Source organism: Amycolatopsis silviterrae (assembly GCF_042684085.1).
Classification (GTDB): Bacteria; Actinomycetota; Actinomycetes; order Mycobacteriales; family Pseudonocardiaceae; genus Amycolatopsis; species Amycolatopsis silviterrae.
This window is the reverse complement of sequence record NZ_JBHUKS010000027.1, coordinates 305,310-325,554: the sequence shown is the minus strand read 5'-3', so window position 1 is coordinate 325,554 and position 20,245 is coordinate 305,310. Positions and strand designations below refer to the sequence as shown.

The following is a 20,245-nucleotide window of genomic DNA, read 5'->3' as shown; positions in this document are numbered from 1 at the left end:
GGCACTGCTCAGTTCCGGACAAGGCGGGTAGCCGTAACCCCGTTCGGAAACGCCGTCCGTTCGGCGACCGAGAACACCGTCGGGTCGAACTCGCCGTCCACCATCGGGATGCCCGCGCCTGCCACTACCGGGTAGCTCTTCAGCACGATCTCGTCGACCTCCGGCATCAGTGCGCCCGCCAGGGTACCGCCGCCGCAGAGCCAGATGTCCAGGCCGGTTTCCTCTCTCTTCAGGTCGCGCACCAGGCCGATCGGGTCGCCGGGGACGACGGTTACGTCGGGGGCGGCGTCCGGTTTCAGGGTGCTTGACACGACGTACTGCCGTAGGTGCGCGTACGGGCTGGGCATGGCCGGGTCGAGTTGGTGCGTCGCTCGGCCCATCAGGACGGTGTCGAAGCGGCGGTTGGGGGCGTCTTCGACGCCGGCCATGGCGCGGAAGGCGGTCGGGACTGTTTCCGGATACAGCGAGTTCATGAATCCCATGTAGGCGGCGGTCTGCTGGGCATCGCCCTGCGGGAAGAAGTCGAACTGGCCCGCGGGGCCGGCGATGCGGCCGTCGAGGGTGACTGCGATGTAGTACACGAGCTTTCGCATCTGGTAACTCCGTCTGTAGTACTATGGATGAAGTGGTTTGAACCGTACAACTACAGCTGGAGTGGTGTCAAATGGTGCGGAGGAACGACCAGCGGCGGGCGGCGCTCGTCGACGCGGCGATCGAGGTGCTGGCGCGCGAGGGGGCGCGAGGGCTTACGTTCCGGGCGGTCGACGGGGAGGCGGGGGTGCCGGCGGGGACCGCGTCGAACTACTTCGCCAATCGGGACGAGTTGTTCACGCAGGCGGGGGCGCGGGTGTACGAGCGGCTGCAGCCGGACGACGACTCGATTCCGCCGGGAAACGGGGACCGGGCCGCGTATGCGCAGTTGATGCGTGAGCTGGTCAGCCGGATCGCGGCGTTCCGCACCGGCTATCTCGCGTTGCTGGAGTTGCGGCTGGAAGCGACCCGGCGGCCGGAGTTGCGCCGGGTGCTCACGGAGCGGGTTCGCGCGGATGTCGAGGCGAATGTCGCGTACCACGAGGTGTCCGGGCTTCCCGGCGACGCCACCGCGGTCAAGCTGCTCATCCTCGCGCTGAACTGGTTGATCGTCGAGCAGCTCACGTTGCCGGACGTCTTCTCCGAAGCGGAGCGGGAGCAACTGATCACCGACGCGGTCGAGCGGATTGTGGCTGCCGAATAGAGAGAAGGTTTGCTTAGCCTAACCTTGCTTTCGGTCGTCGAGGTGCGGTGCAATGTGGTATGGACCTGTACTCGATCGGCGAGGTGTCGGCGCGCTTCGACGTGCCGGTGTCGACGCTGCACTACTGGGAGAGCTGCGGCCTGATCCAGCCGCACCGCCGCTCCGGCTGGCGGTACTACGACCGCGACCAGCTCTACCGGATCGCGCTGATCCGCACCTGGCGGGAGGCCGGGCAGCTGAGCCTGGACGACATCGCGGTGCTGCTCAGCAGCCGCGGGCAGGACGACGGCTGGCGGAGCACGGTCACCGCCCGGATCGACGCGATCCAGGAGCAGGTGACGCGGCTGCTCGACGCGCAAACGTACCTGCATCACCTCATGACGTGCCGGCACGACGGCGCTCTGGACGAGTGCCCTTGGTTCCGTGCCGGGATCGAACTGCCGGTCGCGAAGGCGGCTAAGCCGGCTTGATTTTTCGCGTGGCACCACGCGTTGACCTGGGGATATGGCACCACTAGAGCCATAGTGGTGCCAAACTGAGCCAAGATGGCTTGTGGTGGTGCCACGCGTGTGCCATAGTGGTGCCATGGACTTGACCACGTACGTAAGCAACCTCGGGCGGGAGTTCGCGACGCTGGCCGAGGCCAGCGGCGAGGAGGGGCGCGCGCTGGTCGAGCGCTTGACCGGATCGCTCGAATCGGCGATCCGGATGACCCTGCTGGACACGCTGTCCGGCGCCGCCGACGAGATCACCCGGGACCTCGCGCCCGGCTCGGTCGAGCTGCGCCTGCGCGGCCGCGACCCGAACTTCGTCGTGACCACGCCGCCCGCCGAAGCCGCTCCGTCCGCCGCGCCCGCGGCCGAGCCGGCTCCGGAGGCCCAGGAACCGCTGTTCGCCGAGGACGGGCCGTCCGCGCGGATCAACGTGCGGCTGCCCGAACAGCTCAAGGCCGCGGTCGAGGAGGCCGCCGCCAAGGAGGGCCGTTCGGTGAACGCCTGGCTCGTCCGGGCCGCCACCGCCGCCCTGCAGCAGCGCCCCGAGCGCGAGCCGCGGTTCGAGCCGCCCGGCGGCAGTTTCTCCAAGCAGAGCTTCACCGGCTGGGTCCGCTAGCTCTCTTCTTCACCACACCCTTCACCCGTCTCTGACCTGCGGAGACGGCACACCGATCCGACACGTGGGGACAACCATGCCTAAATTCGCTACGCCCGAACCGATTTCCGTCACTCTCGACCTCGGCACCGGACAGGTCCGCTTCGCCGCGAGCGACCGCGCCGACACGGTCGTCGACGTCCGGCCGACCGACGACCTGGACGAGTCCGACGTCAAGGCCGCGAAGCAGGTCCGCGTCGACTACAGCAACGGCACGCTGACCATCGCCGGACCGAAGATGCGGGCGTTCGACTTCTCCCGCAAGACCCGTTCGGTCGACGTGACCGTCGAACTTCCCGCCGGCTCGCGGGTTTCCGCCGAGGTGCAGGCCGGCGCCTTCCAGAGCATCGGGCAGCTCGGGCAGGCCCGGTTCAAGACCGCCGCCGGGAACGTCAGCCTCGACCGCACCGGCCCGCTGCGCGTCAACACCTCGGTCGGGCACGTCACCGCCGAGGAGGTCGCGGGCGACGCCGACGTGACCACCGCGTCCGGCCGGATCCGGCTCGGCCCGGTCGACGGGGCCGTGACGGCCAAGAACTCCAACGGCGACACCACGATCGAGTCCGCGAGCGGCGACGTCCAGGCGCGCTCCGCCAACGGCGACATCACCGTCGGGCACGCCGGCTCCGGGGTGGACGCGAAGACGTCCAACGGCGCCATTCAGCTCGGCGAGGTCGTGCGCGGTTCGGTCGTGCTCGAAAGCGCGATCGGCGACCTGCGGATCGGCATCGCCGAGGGCACCGCGGCCTGGCTCGACGTGAAGACCAACTTCGGCCACGTGCGCAACCAGCTGGAGACCTCGGCCAGCCCCGGCGAGTCCAAGGAGACCGTCGAGGTCCGCGGCCACACCGCGTTCGGCGAAATCGTCATCCACCGCTCCTGACCCCAGTTTTTGGAGAAACTCCTATGTCCAGCAACCATTCCCGGCCGGCGATCGCCGCCGCCGGACTGCGCAAGTCCTTCGGCGACCACGTCGTGCTCGACGGCATCGACCTCACGGTTCCGCGCGGCACGGTCTTCTCGCTGCTCGGCGCGAACGGCGCGGGCAAGACCACCACGGTGAAGATCCTGTCCACTTTGATCAACGCCGACGGCGGCGCGGCGCAGGTCGCCGGATACGACGTCGCCTCGGAAGCCGACGGCGTGCGGGCCTCGATCGGCGTCACCGGGCAGTTCTCCGCCGTCGACAATCTGCTGAGCGGCGAGGAAAACCTGCTGCTGATGGCGGATCTGCACCACCTCGACCGGACCGCGCGGCGGGACCGGACGGCGGAACTGCTCGGCCAGTTCGATCTCGTCGAGGCGGCGAAGAAGCCGGTTTCGACCTACTCCGGCGGGATGCGCCGCAGGCTCGACCTGGCGATGACGCTCGTCGGCCGCCCGCAGGTGATCTTCCTCGACGAGCCGACCACCGGGCTGGACCCGCGCAGCCGCCGGGCCATGTGGCAGATCGTGCGCAAGCTGGTGGCGGGCGGGGTCACGATTTTCCTGACCACGCAATACCTCGACGAGGCCGACGAACTGGCCGACCGGATCGCGGTGCTCGACCACGGGCGGATCGTCGCCGAGGGCACCGCGGACGAGCTGAAGCGGCAGATCCCCGGCGGGCACGTCCAGCTTCGCTTCGAAGAAGAACGCGACCTCGACCACGCGCAGCGCGCGCTGAGCGACGCGTCGCGGCAGAACGACGCGCTCGTGCTGCGCGTGCCGAGCGACGGCAGCCTGCAGTCGCTCAAATCGCTGATCGACCGGCTGGACTCGATGTCGGTGAAGGTCGACGAGCTTTCCGTGCACACCCCTGATCTCGACGACGTATTCCTCGCCCTCACCGGCAATTCTTCCGACGAAAAGGTGACTTCCCGATGACCACGCCCGCTCTCGCCGGACCGGACCTGCGGTTCCATCCGGTGCGCGATTCGATGACCATGCTGCGGCGGAATCTCAAGCACATGCTCCGCTATCCGTCGCTGACGATCATGCTGGTCGGAATGCCGGTGGTGTTCCTGCTGCTGTTCGTCTACGTTTTCGGCGGCACGCTCGGCGCCGGGCTCGGCGGACCCGGGGGCGGCCGAGCCGAATACGCCAACTTCGTCGCGCCGACGATTCTGCTGATGACCATCACCGCGACCGTGCAGGGCACGGCGATTTCGGTGGCGATGGACCTGACCGAAGGCGTCATCGCCCGGTTCCGGACCATGCACATCGCCCGGGTTTCGGTGCTGACCGGGCACGTGCTCGGCAGTGTGCTGCAAGCGCTGTTCGGGCTCGTGGTGGTCACTGGGGTCGCGCTGCTGGTCGGCTTCCGGCCCGCCGCCGGGGTCGGTTCGTGGTTCGCCGCGGTCGGGTTCCTCGTGGTGGTGGCGCTCGCACTGGTGTGGCTGTGCGTCGCGCTCGGCCAGGTGAGCAAGAGCGTCGAATCGGCCAGCAACACGCCGATGCCGTTGCTGCTGCTGCCTTTCCTCGGCAGCGGGTTCGTGCCCGCCGACTCGATGCCGGGCGCGCTGCGGTGGTTCGCCGAATACCAGCCGTTCACGCCGATCATCGAGACCCTGCGCGCGCTGCTGCTCGACAAGCCGCTCGGCAACCACCTCTGGTTCGCGCTCGGCTGGTGCGCCGTCATGGGCGTCGGCGGTTATCTCTGGTCCAAGAAGCTTTTCAATCGCGAATACGCACACTGAAAGGGGTACGGGGGATGACTGGCGAAGCGATCGTGCAAGGGGTTCCGATGGGACGGGCGGAGGGGTGCCCGTTCGATCCGCCGCCGTCGCTGACCGAGGTGCGGGACGAGGCTCCGCTGACGCGGATGCTGTTCCCGGACGGGCACGTCGGCTGGCTGGCCACCGGGCACGCGGAGGTCCGGGCGATCCTGGGGGACCAGCGGTTCAGCAACCGGTACGAACTGTGGCACTACCCGCTTCCCGGGATGGAGGAAGGCCTGCCGCCGGCTCCGGTGGGGGACCTGACCGGGATCGACGCTCCGGAGCACACCCGCTTTCGCAAGCTGCTGACCGGGAAGTTCACCGTCCGGCGGATGCGGCTGCTCACCGACCGGATGGCCGAGGTCGCCGCGGAGTACCTGGACGCGATGGAGAAGGCCGGTCCTGGAGTGGACTTGGTGGAGGCTTACGCGCATCCGGTTCCCGCGGTGATGATCTGCGAACTGCTGGGGGTGCCTTTCGCGGACCGGGATTCTTTCCTGGGGTATTCCGCGACGCTCAACAACGCCGATCTCTCCGACGAGGAGCGGATGGCCGCTTACGGCGGGTTGCAGGAATACGTGGCTTCGCTGGTGCCGATGAAGCGGGCGGCGCCGACCGACGACGTGTTCAGCGATTTGACCACCAGCGACCTGACCGACGAGGAACTCGCCGGGCTGGGGACGTTCCTGCTGGCCGCCGGGCTGGACACGACGGCCAACATGCTGGCGCTGGGGACGTATGCGCTGCTGAGCAATCCGGACCAGCTGGCGGTGGTCCGGGACGAGCCGGAGGCCGCCGGCGCGGCGGTCGAAGAGCTGATGCGGTATCTGTCCATCGCGCACACGGGGGTGCGGGCCGCGCTGGAGGACGTCGAGGTCGGCGGGCAGGTGATCAAGGCGGGGGACTCGGTGGTGGTGTCCATCCAGGCCGCCAACCGGGACCCGGTGCGGTTCGAACGGCCGGACGAACTGGACGTGCGGCGCCCGTCCGGCGGGCATCTGGGGTTCGGGCACGGGATTCACCAGTGTCTTGGGCAGCAGTTGGCCCGGGTGGAGATGACGGTCGCGCTGCCCGCGCTGATGCGGCGGTTCCCCACGCTGCGGCTGGCGGAGGGGGAAGTGCCGCTGCGGCCTGAGGTGCAGAACATCTACGGGGTCTTGAAGCTGCCTGTCGTGTGGTGAAGTAGTTCCTGAAGCGGCATCGGCCCGGCGTGTTCGTCAGCGCCGGGCCGGTGCCCGTTGCGGCCTAGGGGGTAGGGCGGTTTTGGTGGACGCTGATGCGGTGTGCGCGGGGGTTCGGGAGCTGGGCGTGGCGGAGGGCAGCGCGGTGATCGTGCATTCGTCGCTGTCCGCGCTGGGGGCGGTGGACGGCGGGGCGGACGCGGTGGTGGCCGGGGTGCTGCGGGCGGTCGGTCCGGAGGGGACGGTGGCGGTGCCCGCGTTCACGCCGCAGGTGGCGGATCCGTTTCCGGAGCACGTGGGGGATGCTGCGGTCGACGAGGAGCGGGCGCGGGTGCCGTTGTTTCACGCGGACCTCGCGACGCCGATGGGGGCGATCCCCAACGCGGTGCTGGGGTGGTCCGGACGGTGCCGCAGCCGGCATCCGCAGGCTTCGGTGGCCGCGGTGGGGGCGCGGGCGGCTGAGGTCACGGCGCGGCAGCCGCTCGCTTATGCGGTGGGACGCGGGTCGCCGTTCGAGTGGCTGTATCGGGAGCGCGCGCGGATCCTGCTGCTCGGAGTCGGACACAACCGCAACTCGTTCCTGCACTATGCCGAATCGCTGGTGCCGCACCACCGGCGGAAGGTGCGGCGGTTTCCGTACCTGGTGGACGGTGAGCGGGTGTGGGTGCGGACGGACGACGTCGGGGACGACAACGGGCGGTTCTTCCCTCAGGTGGGGGCCGAATTCGGGGCGGCGGGCGGCGCGCGGCGGGGGAAGATCGGCGAGGCGGACTGCGAAGTGATCGACTGTGTACCGTTCGTAGGTTTCGCGCGGCGGCGGCTGGCGGAGCTGCTGCGGTGAACCCGGCACCTATACTCGGGCGTCGTGACTGAAGGGTTCTCGCAGGTACTGGAGCGTTGCCGGGCGTTCCTGGAGGAACGGCGGCCGCCCGCGCCGTGTCTGGTGATGGACCTGGACGCGGTGCGGGGCAACTGCGAGCGGCTCCAGCGGGTGCTTCCGGAAGCTCGGATGTACTACGCGGTCAAAGCGAATCCGGCGCCGGAGGTCGTGCGGGTTGTACGGCAGGCGGGGGCCGGGTTCGACGTGGCCGGGCGCGAGGAGATCGAATTGTGTCTCGCGCAAGGGGTTCGGCCGGAGTCTCTGTCCTATGGCAACACGGTGAAGAAGGCGCGGGACATCGCGTTCGCGTATCGCGTGGGGGTGCGGCGGTTCACCTTCGACAGTCTTGCCGACCTGGAGAATCTCGCGGAGTTCGCGCCGGGGGCGACGGTTTCGTGCCGGATTCTGGTGGACAGTCCGGGGGCGCAGACTCCGTTCGGGCGGAAGTTCGGGTGTGTGCCGGAGATGGCGGCCGAGCTGCTCGTTCGGGCGGCGGAGCTGGGGCTGGACGCGGAGGGGGTCGCGTTTCACGTCGGGTCGCAGCATCTTGATCCGCAAGCTTGGGAGGCCGGGATCGCGGCGGCGGGCGAGGTGACTCGTGCGGTGGCCGTTCACGGGCTTTCGTTGCGGGGGTTGAATATCGGCGGCGGGTTTCCGGTCGGGTATCTGACCGACGTGCCGCCGCTGGAGGATTACGCGGCGGTGATCCGCGCGGCGGTGGCGCGGCATTTCCCGGTCGCGCCCGCGTTGTCGTTCGAGCCGGGGCGGGCGGTGGTGGCGTCGGCAGGGATGATTCGCAGCGAGGTCGTGCTGGTGTCGCGCAAGTCCGCGGCGGACGAGAAACGGTGGGTGTACCTGGATATCGGCCGGTACGGCGGGCTGGCCGAGACGGAGAACGAGGCCATCGCGTACCGGCTGCGCACTGAGCACGACGGCGGTCCGGACGGGCCGGTCGTGCTCGCGGGGCCGACCTGCGACGGCGACGACGTGCTTTACCAGCGCACCCCGTATCGGCTGCCGTTGGCGTTGCGGGCGGGGGATTACGTCGACATTCCGGATGCCGGAGCGTACACGCAAAGCTACTCTTCGGTGGCGTTCAACGGGTTTCCGCCCTTGCGGTCCTACTTCGTCGGCGGGGATTCCGGCGGGGTGGGGGAGTTCGCCGGACGGCACGTGCTGGCGGAGTTTTCCGGGGTGTCCGCGGAGGTGCTGGACGATCCGGTGTTCCTGTGCGAGAGCTTGGAACGCGCGCTGGAGAAAGCCGGGGCGACGGTGTGCGAGCTGACGCACAAGCAGTTCGAGCCGTACGGGGTGACGGCGATGGCGTTGCTGTCGGAGTCGCACGCTTCGATTCACACCTATCCGGAACGCGGGTCGGCGTTCGTGGACGTGTTCACGTGCGGGCGGAAAGCGGATCCGGAGCTGGCGGTGCAGTTGCTGCGGGATTCGCTCGGGGCGAGCGTTTCGCGGGTCATCACTATCCACAGAGGACAGGAAGACAGTTGAACATCGAGGAACCCGTCGGCGCGGGGCTGATCCGGCAGTGGCACGTTTCGGACGTGCTGGTCGACACGCGGACTGCCTACCAGCATCTGGTGATCGGCAAGACGGCGCAGGGGATTTCGCTGTTCTGCGACGACGAACGGCAGAGCACCGAGTTCAGCCAGCTGGTGTACCACGAGGCGCTGCTGGTTCCGGCGCTGCTGCTGGCGTCCACTGTGGACCGGGTGCTGGTGGTCGGGTCGAGCGAGGGCGTGGTGTGCCGGATCGTGGCCGAGGCGGGGGCTTCGGTCGATCACGTGGACATCGACGCCGAGGCGGTCCGGCTGTGCGCGGAGCATCTTCCGTACGGGTATTCGCCGGCTGAGCTGGCGCGGGCGGAGCGGGGCGAGGGGCCGGTCCGGGTGCATTACGCCGACGGCTGGGAGTTCGTCCACAACTGCGCGGAGAAGTACGACGTGGTGCTGGTGGATCTGCCGGACGAGCAGGACGGCGCCGACGCTCAGCACAACCGGTTGTACGGCACGGAATTCCTGGCGCGGTGCCGGTCGTTGCTGACGCCGGGCGGGGTGGTGGCGTACCAGGGCGGGTGCCCGACGTTGTGGCGGAATTCGACGCTGGTGAAGTGCTGGCGGCGGTTCGAGGAGACGTTCCCGGCACCGGTGTATTACGGGTCGGCTGAGCACGAGTGGGCGTTTTTGTTCGGCACGGAGGAGGAAGTGCCGGTGGAGACGATGGCGGAGCGGCTGGCGGGGCTGCGGTACCGGCCGGTGACGGTGGACGAGGCGGCGTTGCGTGGGGGGACGGTGCCGCCGATCAGTTTGCGCGGGTGAGGGGTCGTGAGTGGCGATCGCGGTTAGAACCGTGATTGCCACTCACGACCCGGCGAGCCAGCCCGGCAGGTCCAGCCGCGCGGCCCCCGGCGAGGCGACCTTCCGCAGGTCTTCCTCCAGTGCCCGGAGCCGCTCGGCGCCCAGCGTTTCCGCCCATTCCGCGCGCAGCCGGTCGAAGATCCGCGCGGACTTGGCCAGGCAGTCGAGACCCTGATCGGTCAGCCGCACCAGCATCCGGCGGCCGTCGGCGGGGTCGCGTTCCCGGTGGACGTAGCCCAGCCGTTCCAGTGCGTCGATCGTCTTGCCCGCGGCCTGTTTGGTCACGCCGAGCGTGCGGCCCAGTTCGACGGCGGTGGTCCCCTGCGGGCCGATCGCCTGAAAAACGAAGCCGTGCATCGGCCGTACGCCGGGGTGGCCCTGCTTCGCCAGTTCGGCGTGCAGGTCGTCGATCAGGCTGCGGAAGCCGAACAGCAGGCGCAGCGGCAGCTCGTAGCCGGGCGGATCGCTTGACATGAGTAGACAACCTCGTTGACTATATGGACAACCTTGTTGTCTACTTTACCGGGGAGCGCACGTGACAGTCATTCGGGAGAGCCGCCGGACGGAAACGCCGAACGCGGTCATGACGACGCTGGCGTCGCCTACGCAAGGCGGCGCGCAGCTGGCGGTGTGGAGAGTGGAGATGGCCCCTGGCGCGGTCGGGCCGGTGCACGCGTTCGACACGGAGCAGGTGTGGACGATTCTCGACGGCGGGGCGGAGGTCGCGCTGGACGGGGTCGTCGAGAGCGCTGGCAAGGGCGAGACGGTGGTCCTGCCCGCCGACGTCGAGCGGCAGGTGCGGGCGGACGCGGAGCGGGGGATGGCGGCGATTGTCTGTGCGCCGGGCAGCACGCGGGTGTACCGGGCCGGAGTGGTGCCGGCGTGTGCGACGGCGGACGGGGACAAGATCCTTCCGGACTGGGTCGCCTAGTGCTGTGGCGGGCGTCACGGAATGTTCGGCGATCTTGAGCGCTACAACGGATATGTCTGCTCCCGCCACGCCAGAAGAAGCCGCCCCGGTCGTCCCCGTGCTGGACGATTTCGACTTTCCGCTCGTCGACGGCGCCGCCTGCCGCATCGACGACCCGGATTGCGAAGCCTGCCAGTAAGTCACCCTGCACGCACGGAGGAATCCGTTGCGTGACAACTGGTAACGGCCCGAGTGACCGCTCGGTGACGGCTCGGGAAACACGGTAACTGCCGGCCGCTCCGGCAGTTACCGTCGTTCTCGTGCCGTTGACATTGATCAAAGGTCAGTTCCGGGTCGTCGGGGCTTCGCCGGACGGGGATTCGGTCCGGTTCTATCCCGACCGGGCCGACGCGTTTTCCGCCGCGGGCCTCAAAGTGCGGACCAATTCCCGCGGCGGGGTGCAGTTGCGCCTCGACGGGATCGACGCGCTCGAAACGCACTACCGGCCCCGCGTCGCCGGTGCCGAATTGTGGCGGCAGCCGGTCGAACTGGCGAATGCCGCCGGGGACGAACTGTTGCGGCACCTCGGGTTCACGAAGGTCGAGCGCGACGAAGGCGGTCGCGTTTCCACCAGTACGCCGGGGGCGACGCCCGGGCACATCCTGACCCGGTTCGCCGACAAATACGGCCGCGCGGTCGCGTTCGCGTTTCCCGGGCAGCGCGCGGGGCGTTCCACCGACGGCGGCGACGTGCATCTCGATCCGAAGGCGCTGAAGGCGTCGGGGAATTTCCATCTCCTCGAAACCGGGCTGGCGTATCCGACGTTCTACTCCAAGCTTTACCCGGATCTCCGGCAGGCGATGGCCGACGCGTCGGTGGCGGCACGCACCGCGGGCAAGGGCGTGTGGGAGCACGACGTCACCAACAGCGGGTTCAAGCTGACCAGCCGAGCCCAGCTGCGCGACAAGGTCGTGCTGCTGCCGAAACTGTTCCGCCGCTTGGTCGATTACTTGAGCCTGGACGAATCCGACGGCGTCTCGCTCGCCGGGTTCGCGCATTACGTCGATACTCGCAACGACCGGCTGTTCACCATTCCTGACGGGCACGCGACGGAGCTGCACACGCTGCTGTCGGTCCGGCGGCAGACGTTGAAGCTTACGACTCCGCCGGAGCAGATCGTTTTCCAAGAGGCTTGACCGGCTGCCGCAGGACCGTTTTGAGTTTCTCGGGCGCGGTGCGCCGCGGGTCGCTCAGGTAGATCTCGTGGTGGTCGCCGTTGAAGGTCAGGCCGTGCTCGGGCAGGTATTCGTGGTGGAGCCGATTCAGCGTGGGCGTTTCGTCGTCGTACGAGCCTAGGTGCAGGATCTGGACGCTCGTTCCTTCATGCAAGGTGCGCAGCTGAACATTCGCGAGAGCGGGGTTGTCCTTCTTCTTCGCGACGCGCGCGGCGGCGTCCTGGACCATTTCCTCGGTGACCCAGTCCGGCTGGCTGATCAGCATCGTCCAGTCCCACTTTTCTTTTTCCCGAGTGAGAAAGACGGCTGGGTCGTCCGCGCGCCACAGGCCTTCCAGCGGGCCGACGACGAAGTCCCGGCCGAGAGCCTTGCTGGCGAACTTCACCGCGTACGCGATTCCGTACAGCGCTTCGACGGCGTTCGTGTACTCCGGCGCGGTGTTCGGGTCGCCGTGGCCGTCGGCGGCGAGGTAGCGGAGCGCGGGCACGTCCACGACGGCGAAGTCCTTCGACGACGGCGAATACAGCGCGCGGTGGGCCTTCTTGACGTCGTACTTGTCCATCGCTGTCTCCTTGCTGAGGACGCTCTCGGTCCAGGTGAGGTCGGCCGTGAGCATCGCTTCGCTGTAGTCGAAGATCGCCGACGCGGCTGAGGGAAGCGGTTCTTGGCGGGCTCGCGTCGCCCGGACTTCGGCGAGCTGGTCGCGTAACGCGGTGCGCCGCGCGGTCAGCCCGGAAAGCACTTCGGCGTCCGGCAGGACCGGGCTGTTGGCCATGGCGATGAGGACGCGCGCGTGGACCGGGGTCAGGGTGGTGAGCGCTTCCCGGGTGGCGTCCGCGCAGGCTTCGATGCCGGACTGCGTGGCTTGGAAGGTCGCGCGCGATTTCCCGGAGCGGGGCGCGCCGGTGGCCTCGATCAAGCCGCGCTTGGCCAGTTTGTCGAGGACGTAGTAGATGGACGAGAAGCCGAGCGCGGTCCAGGCGCGGACGCCGCGTTCCTCGATCACCCGCTCCAGGTCGTAGCCGTGCCGGGGCTGCTCGACGAGCAGGCCGAGGACGGTCAGTTCGGCGTCGGTGAGGGCGGGCACTCCACTATTCTAGCGCTAGAATAGCTGTGCCTCCAGGACCTCGACCTCCGGTTTCGGGTCGAAGCCGTGGTCGACCAGCCAGCGGACCACCCGGAGGCTGCGCAGCGACCACCACGCGCGAAGCCGGTCGAGGTCGACGTCGCCCCCGTAACCGGCCACGACGTCGGCGAGGTGCTCCTGGTGGGCGAGGGTCAGCGCGGCGAGGTCGAACAGGGCGTCGCCCTGGGCCGCTTCGGACCAGTCGAGCACGCCGGTCACCTCGTCGCCCTCGACGAAGATGTGCGCGACCTGCAGATCCCCGTGGGTGAAGACCGGGGTCCACGGCTGGAGCGCCGCGTCGGCGATCCGGCGGTTGCGGGTGACCAGTTCGGCGGGGAGGACGTCGTTCGCGATCAGCCACGCGCATTCGCGGTCGAGGTCTTCGGTGAGCTGGCCGGGGCTCCAGCCGGGCGCGGGCGGCAGCGGTGCTTCGTGCAGCTTCCGCGCGGCGGCTCCGGCGGCGGCCCACGCCGCGGAGGAGGCGGTCGACGGTTTGCCGGGGCGGCCGAGTTCCCGTCCGGGCAGCGCGGAGAGCGCGAGCACCGGCGGTTTCCGCCAGAGGATCTCCGGGGTCGGGATCGGGGCCAGCGCCATCGCGGCGACTTCGGCGTCGGCGCGCGCCTGGTCGGTGTCGACCTTCAGGAACACGTCGCCGACGCGCAGGGTGGCGCGTTCGTGGTGGGCGACGACGACTTCGACTTCCTCCATGACGGCGATTGTCGCGAAGATCATCTCCGCTGTCGCCGGATTTTCACCGCTGCAGCCGCGGGTCCTGGGAAGGATCGGCGTACATCGGCGGACAGCCGTGGTCGACGGCCTCGGGGCGCAGTTCGTAATGCCACGGTTCGTTGCGGTAGATCTGGCACAGTCCATACGCGGCACCGTGTTCCGACAGCCAGGCGGTGGCCGCGAACGGTCCGAGGTCGATCGCGTTCCCCAGGACGTGCGCGGACCGGTCGGCGGTGGCGACCCAGCGGGCGGCTTCCTGTTCCGAGCCGTATTTGAGGATCGCCTTGTGCCGGAGCTGGTTCTGGTACGCCGGCGAACGCCAGCCGCTATTGACGCGGAACTCGACGCCGTCGTTCGCCGCGTCCTTCGCCGCCCGGCGCAGCGCGGAGAGGAAAACCGGGTCGAGATTGGCCACGGCGGGAATCTCGGCGAACACCGTCGTGCCGTGCGGGACGGCTCCGTCGGCCTCGCGGATCGCGCCACGACGGCGAAGCACCCGGCGGACAGTGCGCCGGAAAACGGCGACAGCCGGTGCCGCGAGTACGCGTGCTGATTCACTGCGGGTCATAGCGTTCAGCCAAGGCGAAACGGTGTTGCCGTCGCGTACGCGGTTTCGGATATGCCAGCGATACGTGCCTGCTCGTAGCATCGGGAGCATGCGTGTGCTGATCGTCGAGGACGAGCCCTACCTGGCCGAGGCCATCCGGGACGGGTTGCGCCTGGAGGCGATCGCGGCCGACCTGGCCGGCGACGGGGACACCGCGCTGGAACTGCTGAGCGTCAACGCCTACGACATCGCGGTCCTCGACCGGGACATCCCCGGCCCCTCGGGCGACGAGATCGCCAAGCGCGTCGTCGCGTCCGGCAGTGGCATGCCGATCCTGATGCTCACCGCCGCCGACCGGCTCGACGACAAGGTCTCCGGGTTCGAACTCGGCGCCGACGACTACCTCACCAAACCGTTCGAGCTGCGGGAACTCGTGCTCCGGCTGCGCGCGCTCGACCGCAGGCGCGCGCACAACCGGCCGCCGGTGCGGGAGATCGCGGGCCTGCGGGTGGACCCGTTCCGCCGCGAGGTCTACCGGGACGGCCGGTACGTCGCGGTCACCCGGAAGCAGTTCGCCGTCCTCGAGGTGCTCGTCGCCGCCGAGGGCGGCGTGGTCAGCGCCGAGGAACTCCTCGAACGGGCCTGGGACGAGAACGCGGACCCGTTCACCAACGCCGTGCGCATCACGGTTTCGGCGCTGCGCAAACGGCTCGGCGAACCGTGGCTGGTCGCCACCGTCCCCGGCGTCGGCTACCGGATCGACGACGGAACCGGCCGCGGATGATCCGCAAGCCCGGGATGAGCGTCCGGCTCAAGCTGACCCTGAGCTACGCCGGATTCCTCATGCTGGCCGGGGCGCTGCTGCTCGGCGCGGTCGGCCTGTTCCTGCTGAACTACCAGGACCGGGCGCTGGAGGTCATGCCGGTGGTGATGGCGCCGTCCGGCCGGGACCTGATCAAGGACTTCGCGCCGGACGCGGCCGTGGTGATGCTGCTCCTGCTGGTGTTCGGCCTGCTGGGCGGCTGGGTGCTGGCCGGGCGCATGCTCGCCCCGCTGACCCGGATCACCGCCGCGACCCGGCGGGCCTCGACCGGATCGCTCGCGCACCGGATCGAGATGGAAGGCCGCGACGACGAGTTCCGCGAACTCGCCGACAGCTTCGACGCCATGCTCGCGCGCCTCGACGCGCACGTCGCCGAACAGCGGAGGTTCGCCGCCAACGCCTCCCACGAACTGCGCACCCCGCTGGCGATCACGCAGAGCCTGCTCGAGGTCGCCCGCAACGACCCGGACCGCGACAGCGGCGAACTCGACGAACGCCTCCGCGTCGTCAACGCGCGGGCGATCGAACTCACCGAAGCCCTGCTGCTGCTCAGCCGCGCGGACCAGCGGTCGTTCACCCGGGAACCGGTCGATTTGTCGCTGCTGGCCGAGGAAGCCGCCGAAACGCTGCTGCCGCTCGCCGAGAAAAACGGGGTGGCCATTGAGACTTCGGGGGACATCACGGCCGTTCGCGGGTCTCGTGCGCTGCTGCTGCAGCTGACGACGAACCTGCTGCACAACGCGATCGTCCACAATCTTCCGGAGGGTGGCACCGTGCGGGTTCGCACGACCGCCTCCCCGACGTGGAGCACGCTCACCGTGGAGAACACCGGGGAGGCCGTCGATCCGCAGCTGGTGTGGACGTTCACCGAGCCGTTCCAGCGGGGGACCGAACGGATCCGGCGCGATCATGCCGGGGTCGGGCTGGGGCTGGCGATCGTGAAGAGCATCGCCCAGGCGCACGACGGCGTTTTGGCACTCGCGCCGGGTTCCTCGGGCGGGCTTTGCGTGACGGTGCGGCTACCTGGCGGGCCGATGTCGTTCGGCGATGGCTAGGACGTGGCGGGCCAGGACGGTGTCGGCGCCGGGGGCTCCGGCGGCGGACGCGCGGGCGGACATCGCGGCGATGCGGGCCGGGTCGGCGAGGATGGGGAGCAGGGTGGCTTCGATCCAGGCCGGGGTGAGTTCGTTGACCAGCAAGGCCCCGCCGGCCGCCACGATCGGTCCGGCGTTGAGCCGCTGTTCGCCGCCGCGGTCCGGCAGCGGGACGAACGCGGCGGGCAGGCCGACTGCGGCCAGTTCGGCGCAGGTCATCGCGCCGGAGCGGCAGATCGCGAAGTCGGCGGCGGCGTAGGCGTGCTGCATTTCGTCGACATACGGCAGGACCACGTACGGCGGATCGCCCTCGGGTGTCTCGATCTCGGCAGAGTGTTGCGGCCCGGTGATGTGCAGGACTTGCACCCCGGCCGCGCGGAGTGCTGTGGCGGCACCGGATGCTGCGGCGTTGATCGCGGTGGCGCCTTGCGAACCGCCGGTGACCAGCAGTACGGGGGCATCGGTGTGGAGGCCGAATCGCTGTCGCGCTGCGTCGCGGGCCTGGGCGCGGTCTAGGCCGGTGATGGCCGGGCGCAGCGGGATTCCGATCGGGGTGCCGTGTTTCAGCCGGACGGTCGGCGAGGCGGTGTACACATGCGACGTCAGGCGGGCGGCCAGGCGGTTGGCCGCGCCGGGGCGGACGTTCGCCTCGTGGATGACGATCGGCAGCCCTCGTCGGCGGGCGGCTAGGTAGGCCGGGGCGGCGACGTAACCGCCGAAGCCGACGACGACGTCTGCCCGGACCTGGTCGAGCACCGTCCCGGCGGCGCGGATCGAATCGCGCAGCCGGGACGGGGTGTGCAGGAGGGCGCGGGTGATTTTGCGCGGCAGCGGGGCGGGCGGGATGAGTTCCAGCGGGTAGCCGCGGGCGGGGATGAGCGTCGTGTCCAGGCCGCGGACGGTGCCGAGCGCGGTGACCTCGGCGGCGGGGGCCAGCTGCCGCAGGGCGTCGGCGAAGTTCATGGCGGGTTCGATGTGCCCGGCGGAGTGGCCTCCGGCTACCACTACGCGGGGTCCTTTGTCGTCCATCTGGTGTTTCGCGATCCTGTTGTCGTGGGCCGGCTTGTTGTCCGTGAAGAACTCCTTCCGGGAATCAGATTCCCTCAAGGAGTCCTTCACGGACTCTGATTCCCGGTACTCAGGGGCTTGAGGCGGTGTTATGCGTGCGGGTTGCCGCGCGCCTGCCCTGGTCGAAGGCTGGCGGTGGCAGAGCCGGGTTGTTGTCCGTGAGGGGCACCCTGAGGGAATCAGATTCCCTCAGGGAGGCCCTCACGGACCTGCAAACCCCGGTCGCACTGAAGTCCTTTATGGACAGTCGGCAGGCATGGGGCCGCGCCGCCTTAAGTCTCCGGCATGGGGGACGTGCCGCTACGCGACGAGGAAGTCGAAGTACGTGTCCGGGTAAGGCTCGTCCCTCAACGTGTAATGCCACCACTCAGCCTCGTAAGCGGCGAACCCGCAATCCTCCATCACCGACCGGAGGTGCCGCCGGTTCGCCGCCTCGGCCGGGGTGAGGCCTGGTGCGCCGTGGTGCGACACGGTGTCCATCAGGTCGAAGCCGCCGCCCATCGGGAGGAGTTCGCCGGTGTCCAGGCGATACAGCGTCAAGTCGGCCGTGCTGCCCCGGGTGTGGCCGGATTTGGCGGCCACGTAACCGTTTTCGAACATCTCCGTCCGGCTGAGGTTCGGGTAGTGCTGCCGCTTCTTCCGGCCGTCTTCGGGCTGTTTCGCCCAGCGCAGGAAGCAGTCGACCGCGCGCTGCGGGCGGTAGCCGTCCCAGATCAGCAGGCCGAAGCCGAGTGTCGCGGCTTTCTCCTGCGCGCTCTGCAGCGCGGCGCACAACGCGTGGGTGCCGACGATCCGGTTCGCCACATAGCCGTCGACGGGTTTGCCGGTGAAATTGTCCCAGGTGGCGTACTTGGCGTCCCATCGGATCCCGGGCGCGGCCTCGTCCAGGAAGGCGAAATCGGGCTTCATCGGAGCTTCCCGGTCAGCGCCAGCGACACCAGCCGGTCGAGCACCTCGGAGAACGGCAGGCCGGCCGCCGCCATCATCCGCGGGTAGCGGCTGTAGGAGGTCAGGCCGGGGAAGGTGTTGACCTCGTTCAGCATGGTGGAGCCGTCCTCCCGCAGGAACAGGTCGACGCGGGCGAGTCCGGCGCAGCCCAGCGCGCGGTAGATGGTCCGGGCGGTCTCCTGGACGCGGTCGCGGGACTCGGCCGGGATGTCCGCGGGGACGACGATGGTCGAGTTTTCGGAGCCGGTCTCGGGGCTGTCTTCCTGGTGGATCTTGAAGAAACCGTGCGACAGGCGGATCTGGTCCGGTTCGCCGACGATCAGCTCCGAGCCGTTGCCCAGCACCGCGCAGCCCACCTCGCTGCCCGTGATCGCTTCCTCGATCAGGATTTTCGCGTCGAATTCCCCCGCGACGGCGATCGCGCCCGGCAGCTCCTCGGCGCGGGAGACCTTCGTGACGCCGAACGACGAACCGGACCGGGCCGGTTTCACGAAGACCGGGTAGGTGAACTGGCTCGCGTCGACGTCGTCGTCCACGGTGCCCGCCCAGAAGCCCGGCGTCGGCACGCCCGCGCTCTGCACGACCAGGTAGGCGAGGGATTTGTCCATGCACAGCGCGGAACTTTGCACGTCGCAGCCCGCGTACGGGATGCCGGACAGCTCCAGCAGGCCCTGCATCGCGCCGTCCTCGCCGAGCTTGCCGTGCAGCACCGGCAGCACGACGTCCAGCCGGACCGGCTCGTACTCGCCCTGCTCCGCCACGAGGAGGCCGTGGACGCTCCGGTCCGGCGACAGCATCGCCGGGCGGCCCCGGTCCTCCCATCCCTCGCCGGGGCCGTCGCACAGTTTCCAGGAGCCGTTTCCGGTGATCCCGATCCAGTACGGTTCGTACTTTTCGAGGTCGAGGTTCTTCGCGACTTCCCGCGCGGATTTGACGGAGATCGGGTGTTCCTCGGAGATCCCGCCGAAAATGACGCCGACCTTGAGCTTAGCCATGGGTAGTCCAGCTTTCGAAGTTCAGGCAGTTGAGGATGCTGTTTTCCACCGCGTCGCGCAGGGCATGGTCGGTGTAGTACGCGGTGTGCGGGCTGATCAGCACATTCGGCAGTTTCTGCAGCCGCGCCAGCTGCGTGTGCTCGATCGGTTTTCCGCGGCAGTCGGCGTAGAACATCCCTTCCTCCCCTTCGAGGACGTCCAGTGCCGCGCCGCTCAGCCTGCCGCTTTCCAAAGCGGACAGGAGAGCCTCGGTGTCGATCAGCCCGCCGCGGCCGGTGTTGACGACGATCGCGCCGGGTTTCAGCTGCTCGATCCGGTCCCGGTCCAGAAGATGCCGGGTTTCCGGGGTGAGCGGGGTGTGCAGGGTGACGATGTCGCTTTGCTGCAGCAGAGCGTCGAGCGGAACGTAATCGGCCGACGTCCGGGGATGAATGTCGTATGCCAGTTTCTGGCCGCCGAACCCCCACAGCCGGTCGATGACCGCCGCGCCGATCCGCCCGGTGCCGATGACGCCCACGGTCAGGTCGCGCAATTCTTTCCCCGGCAGCTCGCTCAACCGGTAATCGTGCGCGTCCGTCCGCCGGATGAGCGATTTCGCGTTGCGGATCGCCATCAGCATCAGCATGACGGTGTAATCGGCCACGCTGTCCGGCGAGTACGCGACGTTTTCCACCGAAATCCCGACTTTCTCGGCGTAGGCGAGATCGAGATGGTTGCAGCCGATGCTCCTGGTGGACAAATACCGGACGCCGGCCCGGCTGAGCGCGTGCAGGGCGGCGTTGGCGATCCGGGTTTTGTGGCCGACGCTGACGCACCGGTTGCCCGCGGCGAGTTCGGCGGTGGCTTCGGACAACGCCGCCGAGGTGACAGTCGGTGTCACCCCCAAACGGGACACCGCCTCCCGGATCAGGGCGGCTTCGCCGGGCTCGCAGCCGTAGAACGTGATCCCGGTGGAGGACGCCAGCGATCCGGCGCGCCGGTCCGCGGCGCGTGCCGGTTCGCGGTAGGTCATGGCCGCCAGTCAAGGCAGTGCGATGTTGCCAGCGCGTATGCGGTTTCCGATACACGGACGATATCCGGGTGTCGCAGCGGGGGAAACGCACTGGCGGCGGGGTTTTCCGGCATGATCGCGACGAATCCGGGGGCGGGGCTGCTGTTTCCGCGGTTCGGGGGCGTTCGCGCGGTCCTGGCGGCGGGCTTCGCGCTCTTGGACATCGGCCCCGAACCGTGCGACCGTTGAACGGACGGAACGATC

24 protein-coding genes and 1 pseudogene are annotated in these 20,245 nt (G+C 68.9%); 16 read left to right on the top strand and 9 right to left on the bottom strand.

Features of this window, described 5'->3' with window-relative positions; translation table 11 throughout:
• Positions 1-8: 8 nt before the first annotated feature.
• Positions 9-593: a dihydrofolate reductase family protein gene (locus ACFSVL_RS35350; protein ID WP_378310623.1), complete on the bottom strand. Its 585-nt coding sequence runs from the start codon at positions 591-593 to the stop codon at positions 9-11.
• A gap of 71 nt (positions 594-664) precedes the next feature.
• Between ACFSVL_RS35350 and ACFSVL_RS35345 the strand changes: the two genes are divergently transcribed.
• The 11 genes and pseudogenes from ACFSVL_RS35345 to ACFSVL_RS35295 all read left to right on the top strand — a co-directional run bounded on the left by ACFSVL_RS35345 (position 665) and on the right by ACFSVL_RS35295 (position 9,476).
• Complete coding sequence (locus ACFSVL_RS35345) at positions 665-1,234, top strand: TetR/AcrR family transcriptional regulator (RefSeq protein WP_378310621.1); 570 nt, start codon at positions 665-667, stop codon at positions 1,232-1,234.
• A 59-nt stretch (positions 1,235-1,293) separates the two neighbouring features.
• A complete protein-coding gene (locus ACFSVL_RS35340) occupies positions 1,294-1,704 on the top strand; it encodes a MerR family transcriptional regulator (protein ID WP_378310619.1) in 411 nt (136 codons plus the stop codon).
• 115 nt (positions 1,705-1,819) lie between these two features.
• A complete protein-coding gene (locus tag ACFSVL_RS35335; RefSeq protein WP_378310617.1) occupies positions 1,820-2,344 on the top strand; it encodes a YlcI/YnfO family protein in 525 nt (174 codons plus the stop codon).
• A gap of 76 nt (positions 2,345-2,420) precedes the next feature.
• Complete coding sequence (locus ACFSVL_RS35330; protein WP_378310616.1) at positions 2,421-3,266, top strand: DUF4097 family beta strand repeat-containing protein; 846 nt, start codon at positions 2,421-2,423, stop codon at positions 3,264-3,266.
• A 23-nt stretch (positions 3,267-3,289) separates the two neighbouring features.
• Positions 3,290-4,249, top strand: coding sequence for an ATP-binding cassette domain-containing protein (locus ACFSVL_RS35325; protein WP_378310614.1), 960 nt, complete (start codon positions 3,290-3,292; stop codon positions 4,247-4,249).
• Positions 4,246-5,061 carry an ABC transporter permease gene (locus tag ACFSVL_RS35320; protein ID WP_378310612.1) on the top strand — a complete coding sequence of 272 codons (816 nt, stop codon included), beginning with the start codon at positions 4,246-4,248 and terminating at the stop codon, positions 5,059-5,061. The genes ACFSVL_RS35325 and ACFSVL_RS35320 overlap by 4 nt, the downstream gene beginning before the upstream one ends.
• 14 nt (positions 5,062-5,075) lie before the next feature.
• Positions 5,076-6,263: a cytochrome P450 gene (locus ACFSVL_RS35315; RefSeq protein ID WP_378310610.1), complete on the top strand. Its 1,188-nt coding sequence runs from the start codon at positions 5,076-5,078 to the stop codon at positions 6,261-6,263.
• 85 nt (positions 6,264-6,348) lie between these two features.
• Positions 6,349-7,104 carry an aminoglycoside N(3)-acetyltransferase gene (locus ACFSVL_RS35310; RefSeq protein ID WP_378310609.1) on the top strand — a complete coding sequence of 252 codons (756 nt, stop codon included), beginning with the start codon at positions 6,349-6,351 and terminating at the stop codon, positions 7,102-7,104.
• Positions 7,105-7,209: 105 nt separating this feature from the next.
• Positions 7,210-8,196, top strand: a pseudogene (locus ACFSVL_RS35305) (type III PLP-dependent enzyme); the annotation flags it as partial.
• A gap of 60 nt (positions 8,197-8,256) precedes the next feature.
• Positions 8,257-8,649: an adenosylmethionine decarboxylase gene (gene speD / locus ACFSVL_RS35300; protein WP_378310876.1), complete on the top strand. Its 393-nt coding sequence runs from the start codon at positions 8,257-8,259 to the stop codon at positions 8,647-8,649.
• Positions 8,646-9,476 (top strand): spermidine synthase, encoded by an 831-nt coding sequence (locus ACFSVL_RS35295; RefSeq protein WP_378310607.1) that lies wholly within the window; start codon positions 8,646-8,648, stop codon positions 9,474-9,476. Before speD ends, ACFSVL_RS35295 begins: the two co-directional genes overlap by 4 nt.
• A 42-nt stretch (positions 9,477-9,518) precedes the next feature.
• Here the strand turns inward: ACFSVL_RS35295 and ACFSVL_RS35290 are convergent, their stop codons facing one another.
• Positions 9,519-9,989: a MarR family winged helix-turn-helix transcriptional regulator gene (locus tag ACFSVL_RS35290; RefSeq protein ID WP_378310605.1), complete on the bottom strand. Its 471-nt coding sequence runs from the start codon at positions 9,987-9,989 to the stop codon at positions 9,519-9,521.
• Positions 9,990-10,050: 61 nt separating this feature from the next.
• Between ACFSVL_RS35290 and ACFSVL_RS35285 the strand changes: the two genes are divergently transcribed.
• The 3 genes from ACFSVL_RS35285 to ACFSVL_RS35275 all read left to right on the top strand — a co-directional run bounded on the left by ACFSVL_RS35285 (position 10,051) and on the right by ACFSVL_RS35275 (position 11,621).
• Entirely contained in the window at positions 10,051-10,446 is a 396-nt protein-coding gene (locus ACFSVL_RS35285; RefSeq protein ID WP_378310603.1) for a cupin domain-containing protein, read from the top strand.
• A 52-nt stretch (positions 10,447-10,498) separates the two neighbouring features.
• Positions 10,499-10,624 carry a hypothetical protein gene (locus tag ACFSVL_RS35280; protein WP_378310601.1) on the top strand — a complete coding sequence of 42 codons (126 nt, stop codon included), beginning with the start codon at positions 10,499-10,501 and terminating at the stop codon, positions 10,622-10,624.
• A 121-nt stretch (positions 10,625-10,745) separates the two neighbouring features.
• Positions 10,746-11,621 carry a nuclease gene (locus ACFSVL_RS35275; RefSeq protein ID WP_378310599.1) on the top strand — a complete coding sequence of 292 codons (876 nt, stop codon included), beginning with the start codon at positions 10,746-10,748 and terminating at the stop codon, positions 11,619-11,621.
• Here ACFSVL_RS35275 and ACFSVL_RS35270 read toward each other — a convergent pair.
• The 3 genes from ACFSVL_RS35270 to ACFSVL_RS35260 are packed head-to-tail and all read right to left on the bottom strand — an operon-like array spanning position 11,581 to position 14,083.
• Positions 11,581-12,747 (bottom strand): GyrI-like domain-containing protein, encoded by a 1,167-nt coding sequence (locus tag ACFSVL_RS35270; protein WP_378310597.1) that lies wholly within the window; start codon positions 12,745-12,747, stop codon positions 11,581-11,583. The genes ACFSVL_RS35275 and ACFSVL_RS35270 overlap by 41 nt on opposite strands.
• A 15-nt stretch (positions 12,748-12,762) precedes the next feature.
• The gene (locus tag ACFSVL_RS35265) at positions 12,763-13,494 is read right to left on the bottom strand and encodes a phosphotransferase family protein (RefSeq protein ID WP_378310596.1); all 732 of its coding nucleotides are present in this window, start codon (positions 13,492-13,494) and stop codon (positions 12,763-12,765) included.
• A 43-nt stretch (positions 13,495-13,537) separates the two neighbouring features.
• Entirely contained in the window at positions 13,538-14,083 is a 546-nt protein-coding gene (locus tag ACFSVL_RS35260; RefSeq protein ID WP_378310594.1) for a M15 family metallopeptidase, read from the bottom strand.
• A gap of 88 nt (positions 14,084-14,171) precedes the next feature.
• Here ACFSVL_RS35260 and ACFSVL_RS35255 point away from each other — a divergent pair, with 88 nt between their 5' ends.
• Positions 14,172-14,846 carry a response regulator transcription factor gene (locus tag ACFSVL_RS35255; protein ID WP_378310592.1) on the top strand — a complete coding sequence of 225 codons (675 nt, stop codon included), beginning with the start codon at positions 14,172-14,174 and terminating at the stop codon, positions 14,844-14,846.
• On the top strand, positions 14,843-15,940 hold the full coding sequence (locus tag ACFSVL_RS35250) for a sensor histidine kinase (protein WP_378310590.1): 1,098 nt from the start codon (positions 14,843-14,845) through the stop codon (positions 15,938-15,940). Before ACFSVL_RS35255 ends, ACFSVL_RS35250 begins: the two co-directional genes overlap by 4 nt.
• Here the strand turns inward: ACFSVL_RS35250 and ACFSVL_RS35245 are convergent.
• The 4 genes from ACFSVL_RS35245 to ACFSVL_RS35230 form a co-directional block, all read right to left on the bottom strand.
• The gene (locus tag ACFSVL_RS35245) at positions 15,905-17,008 is read right to left on the bottom strand and encodes a UDP-N-acetylglucosamine--N-acetylmuramyl-(pentapeptide) pyrophosphoryl-undecaprenol N-acetylglucosamine transferase (RefSeq protein WP_378310588.1); all 1,104 of its coding nucleotides are present in this window, start codon (positions 17,006-17,008) and stop codon (positions 15,905-15,907) included. The two genes, ACFSVL_RS35250 and ACFSVL_RS35245, sit on opposite strands and share 36 nt — an antisense overlap.
• 339 nt (positions 17,009-17,347) lie before the next feature.
• Complete coding sequence (gene vanX, locus ACFSVL_RS35240) at positions 17,348-17,956, bottom strand: D-Ala-D-Ala dipeptidase VanX (protein WP_378310586.1); 609 nt, start codon at positions 17,954-17,956, stop codon at positions 17,348-17,350.
• Entirely contained in the window at positions 17,953-18,990 is a 1,038-nt protein-coding gene (vanA, locus tag ACFSVL_RS35235; protein WP_378310584.1) for a D-alanine--(R)-lactate ligase, read from the bottom strand. Before vanA ends, vanX begins: the two co-directional genes overlap by 4 nt.
• On the bottom strand, positions 18,983-20,002 hold the full coding sequence (locus tag ACFSVL_RS35230) for a D-isomer specific 2-hydroxyacid dehydrogenase family protein (protein WP_378310582.1): 1,020 nt from the start codon (positions 20,000-20,002) through the stop codon (positions 18,983-18,985). Before ACFSVL_RS35230 ends, vanA begins: the two co-directional genes overlap by 8 nt.
• Positions 20,003-20,245 lie beyond the last annotated feature (243 nt).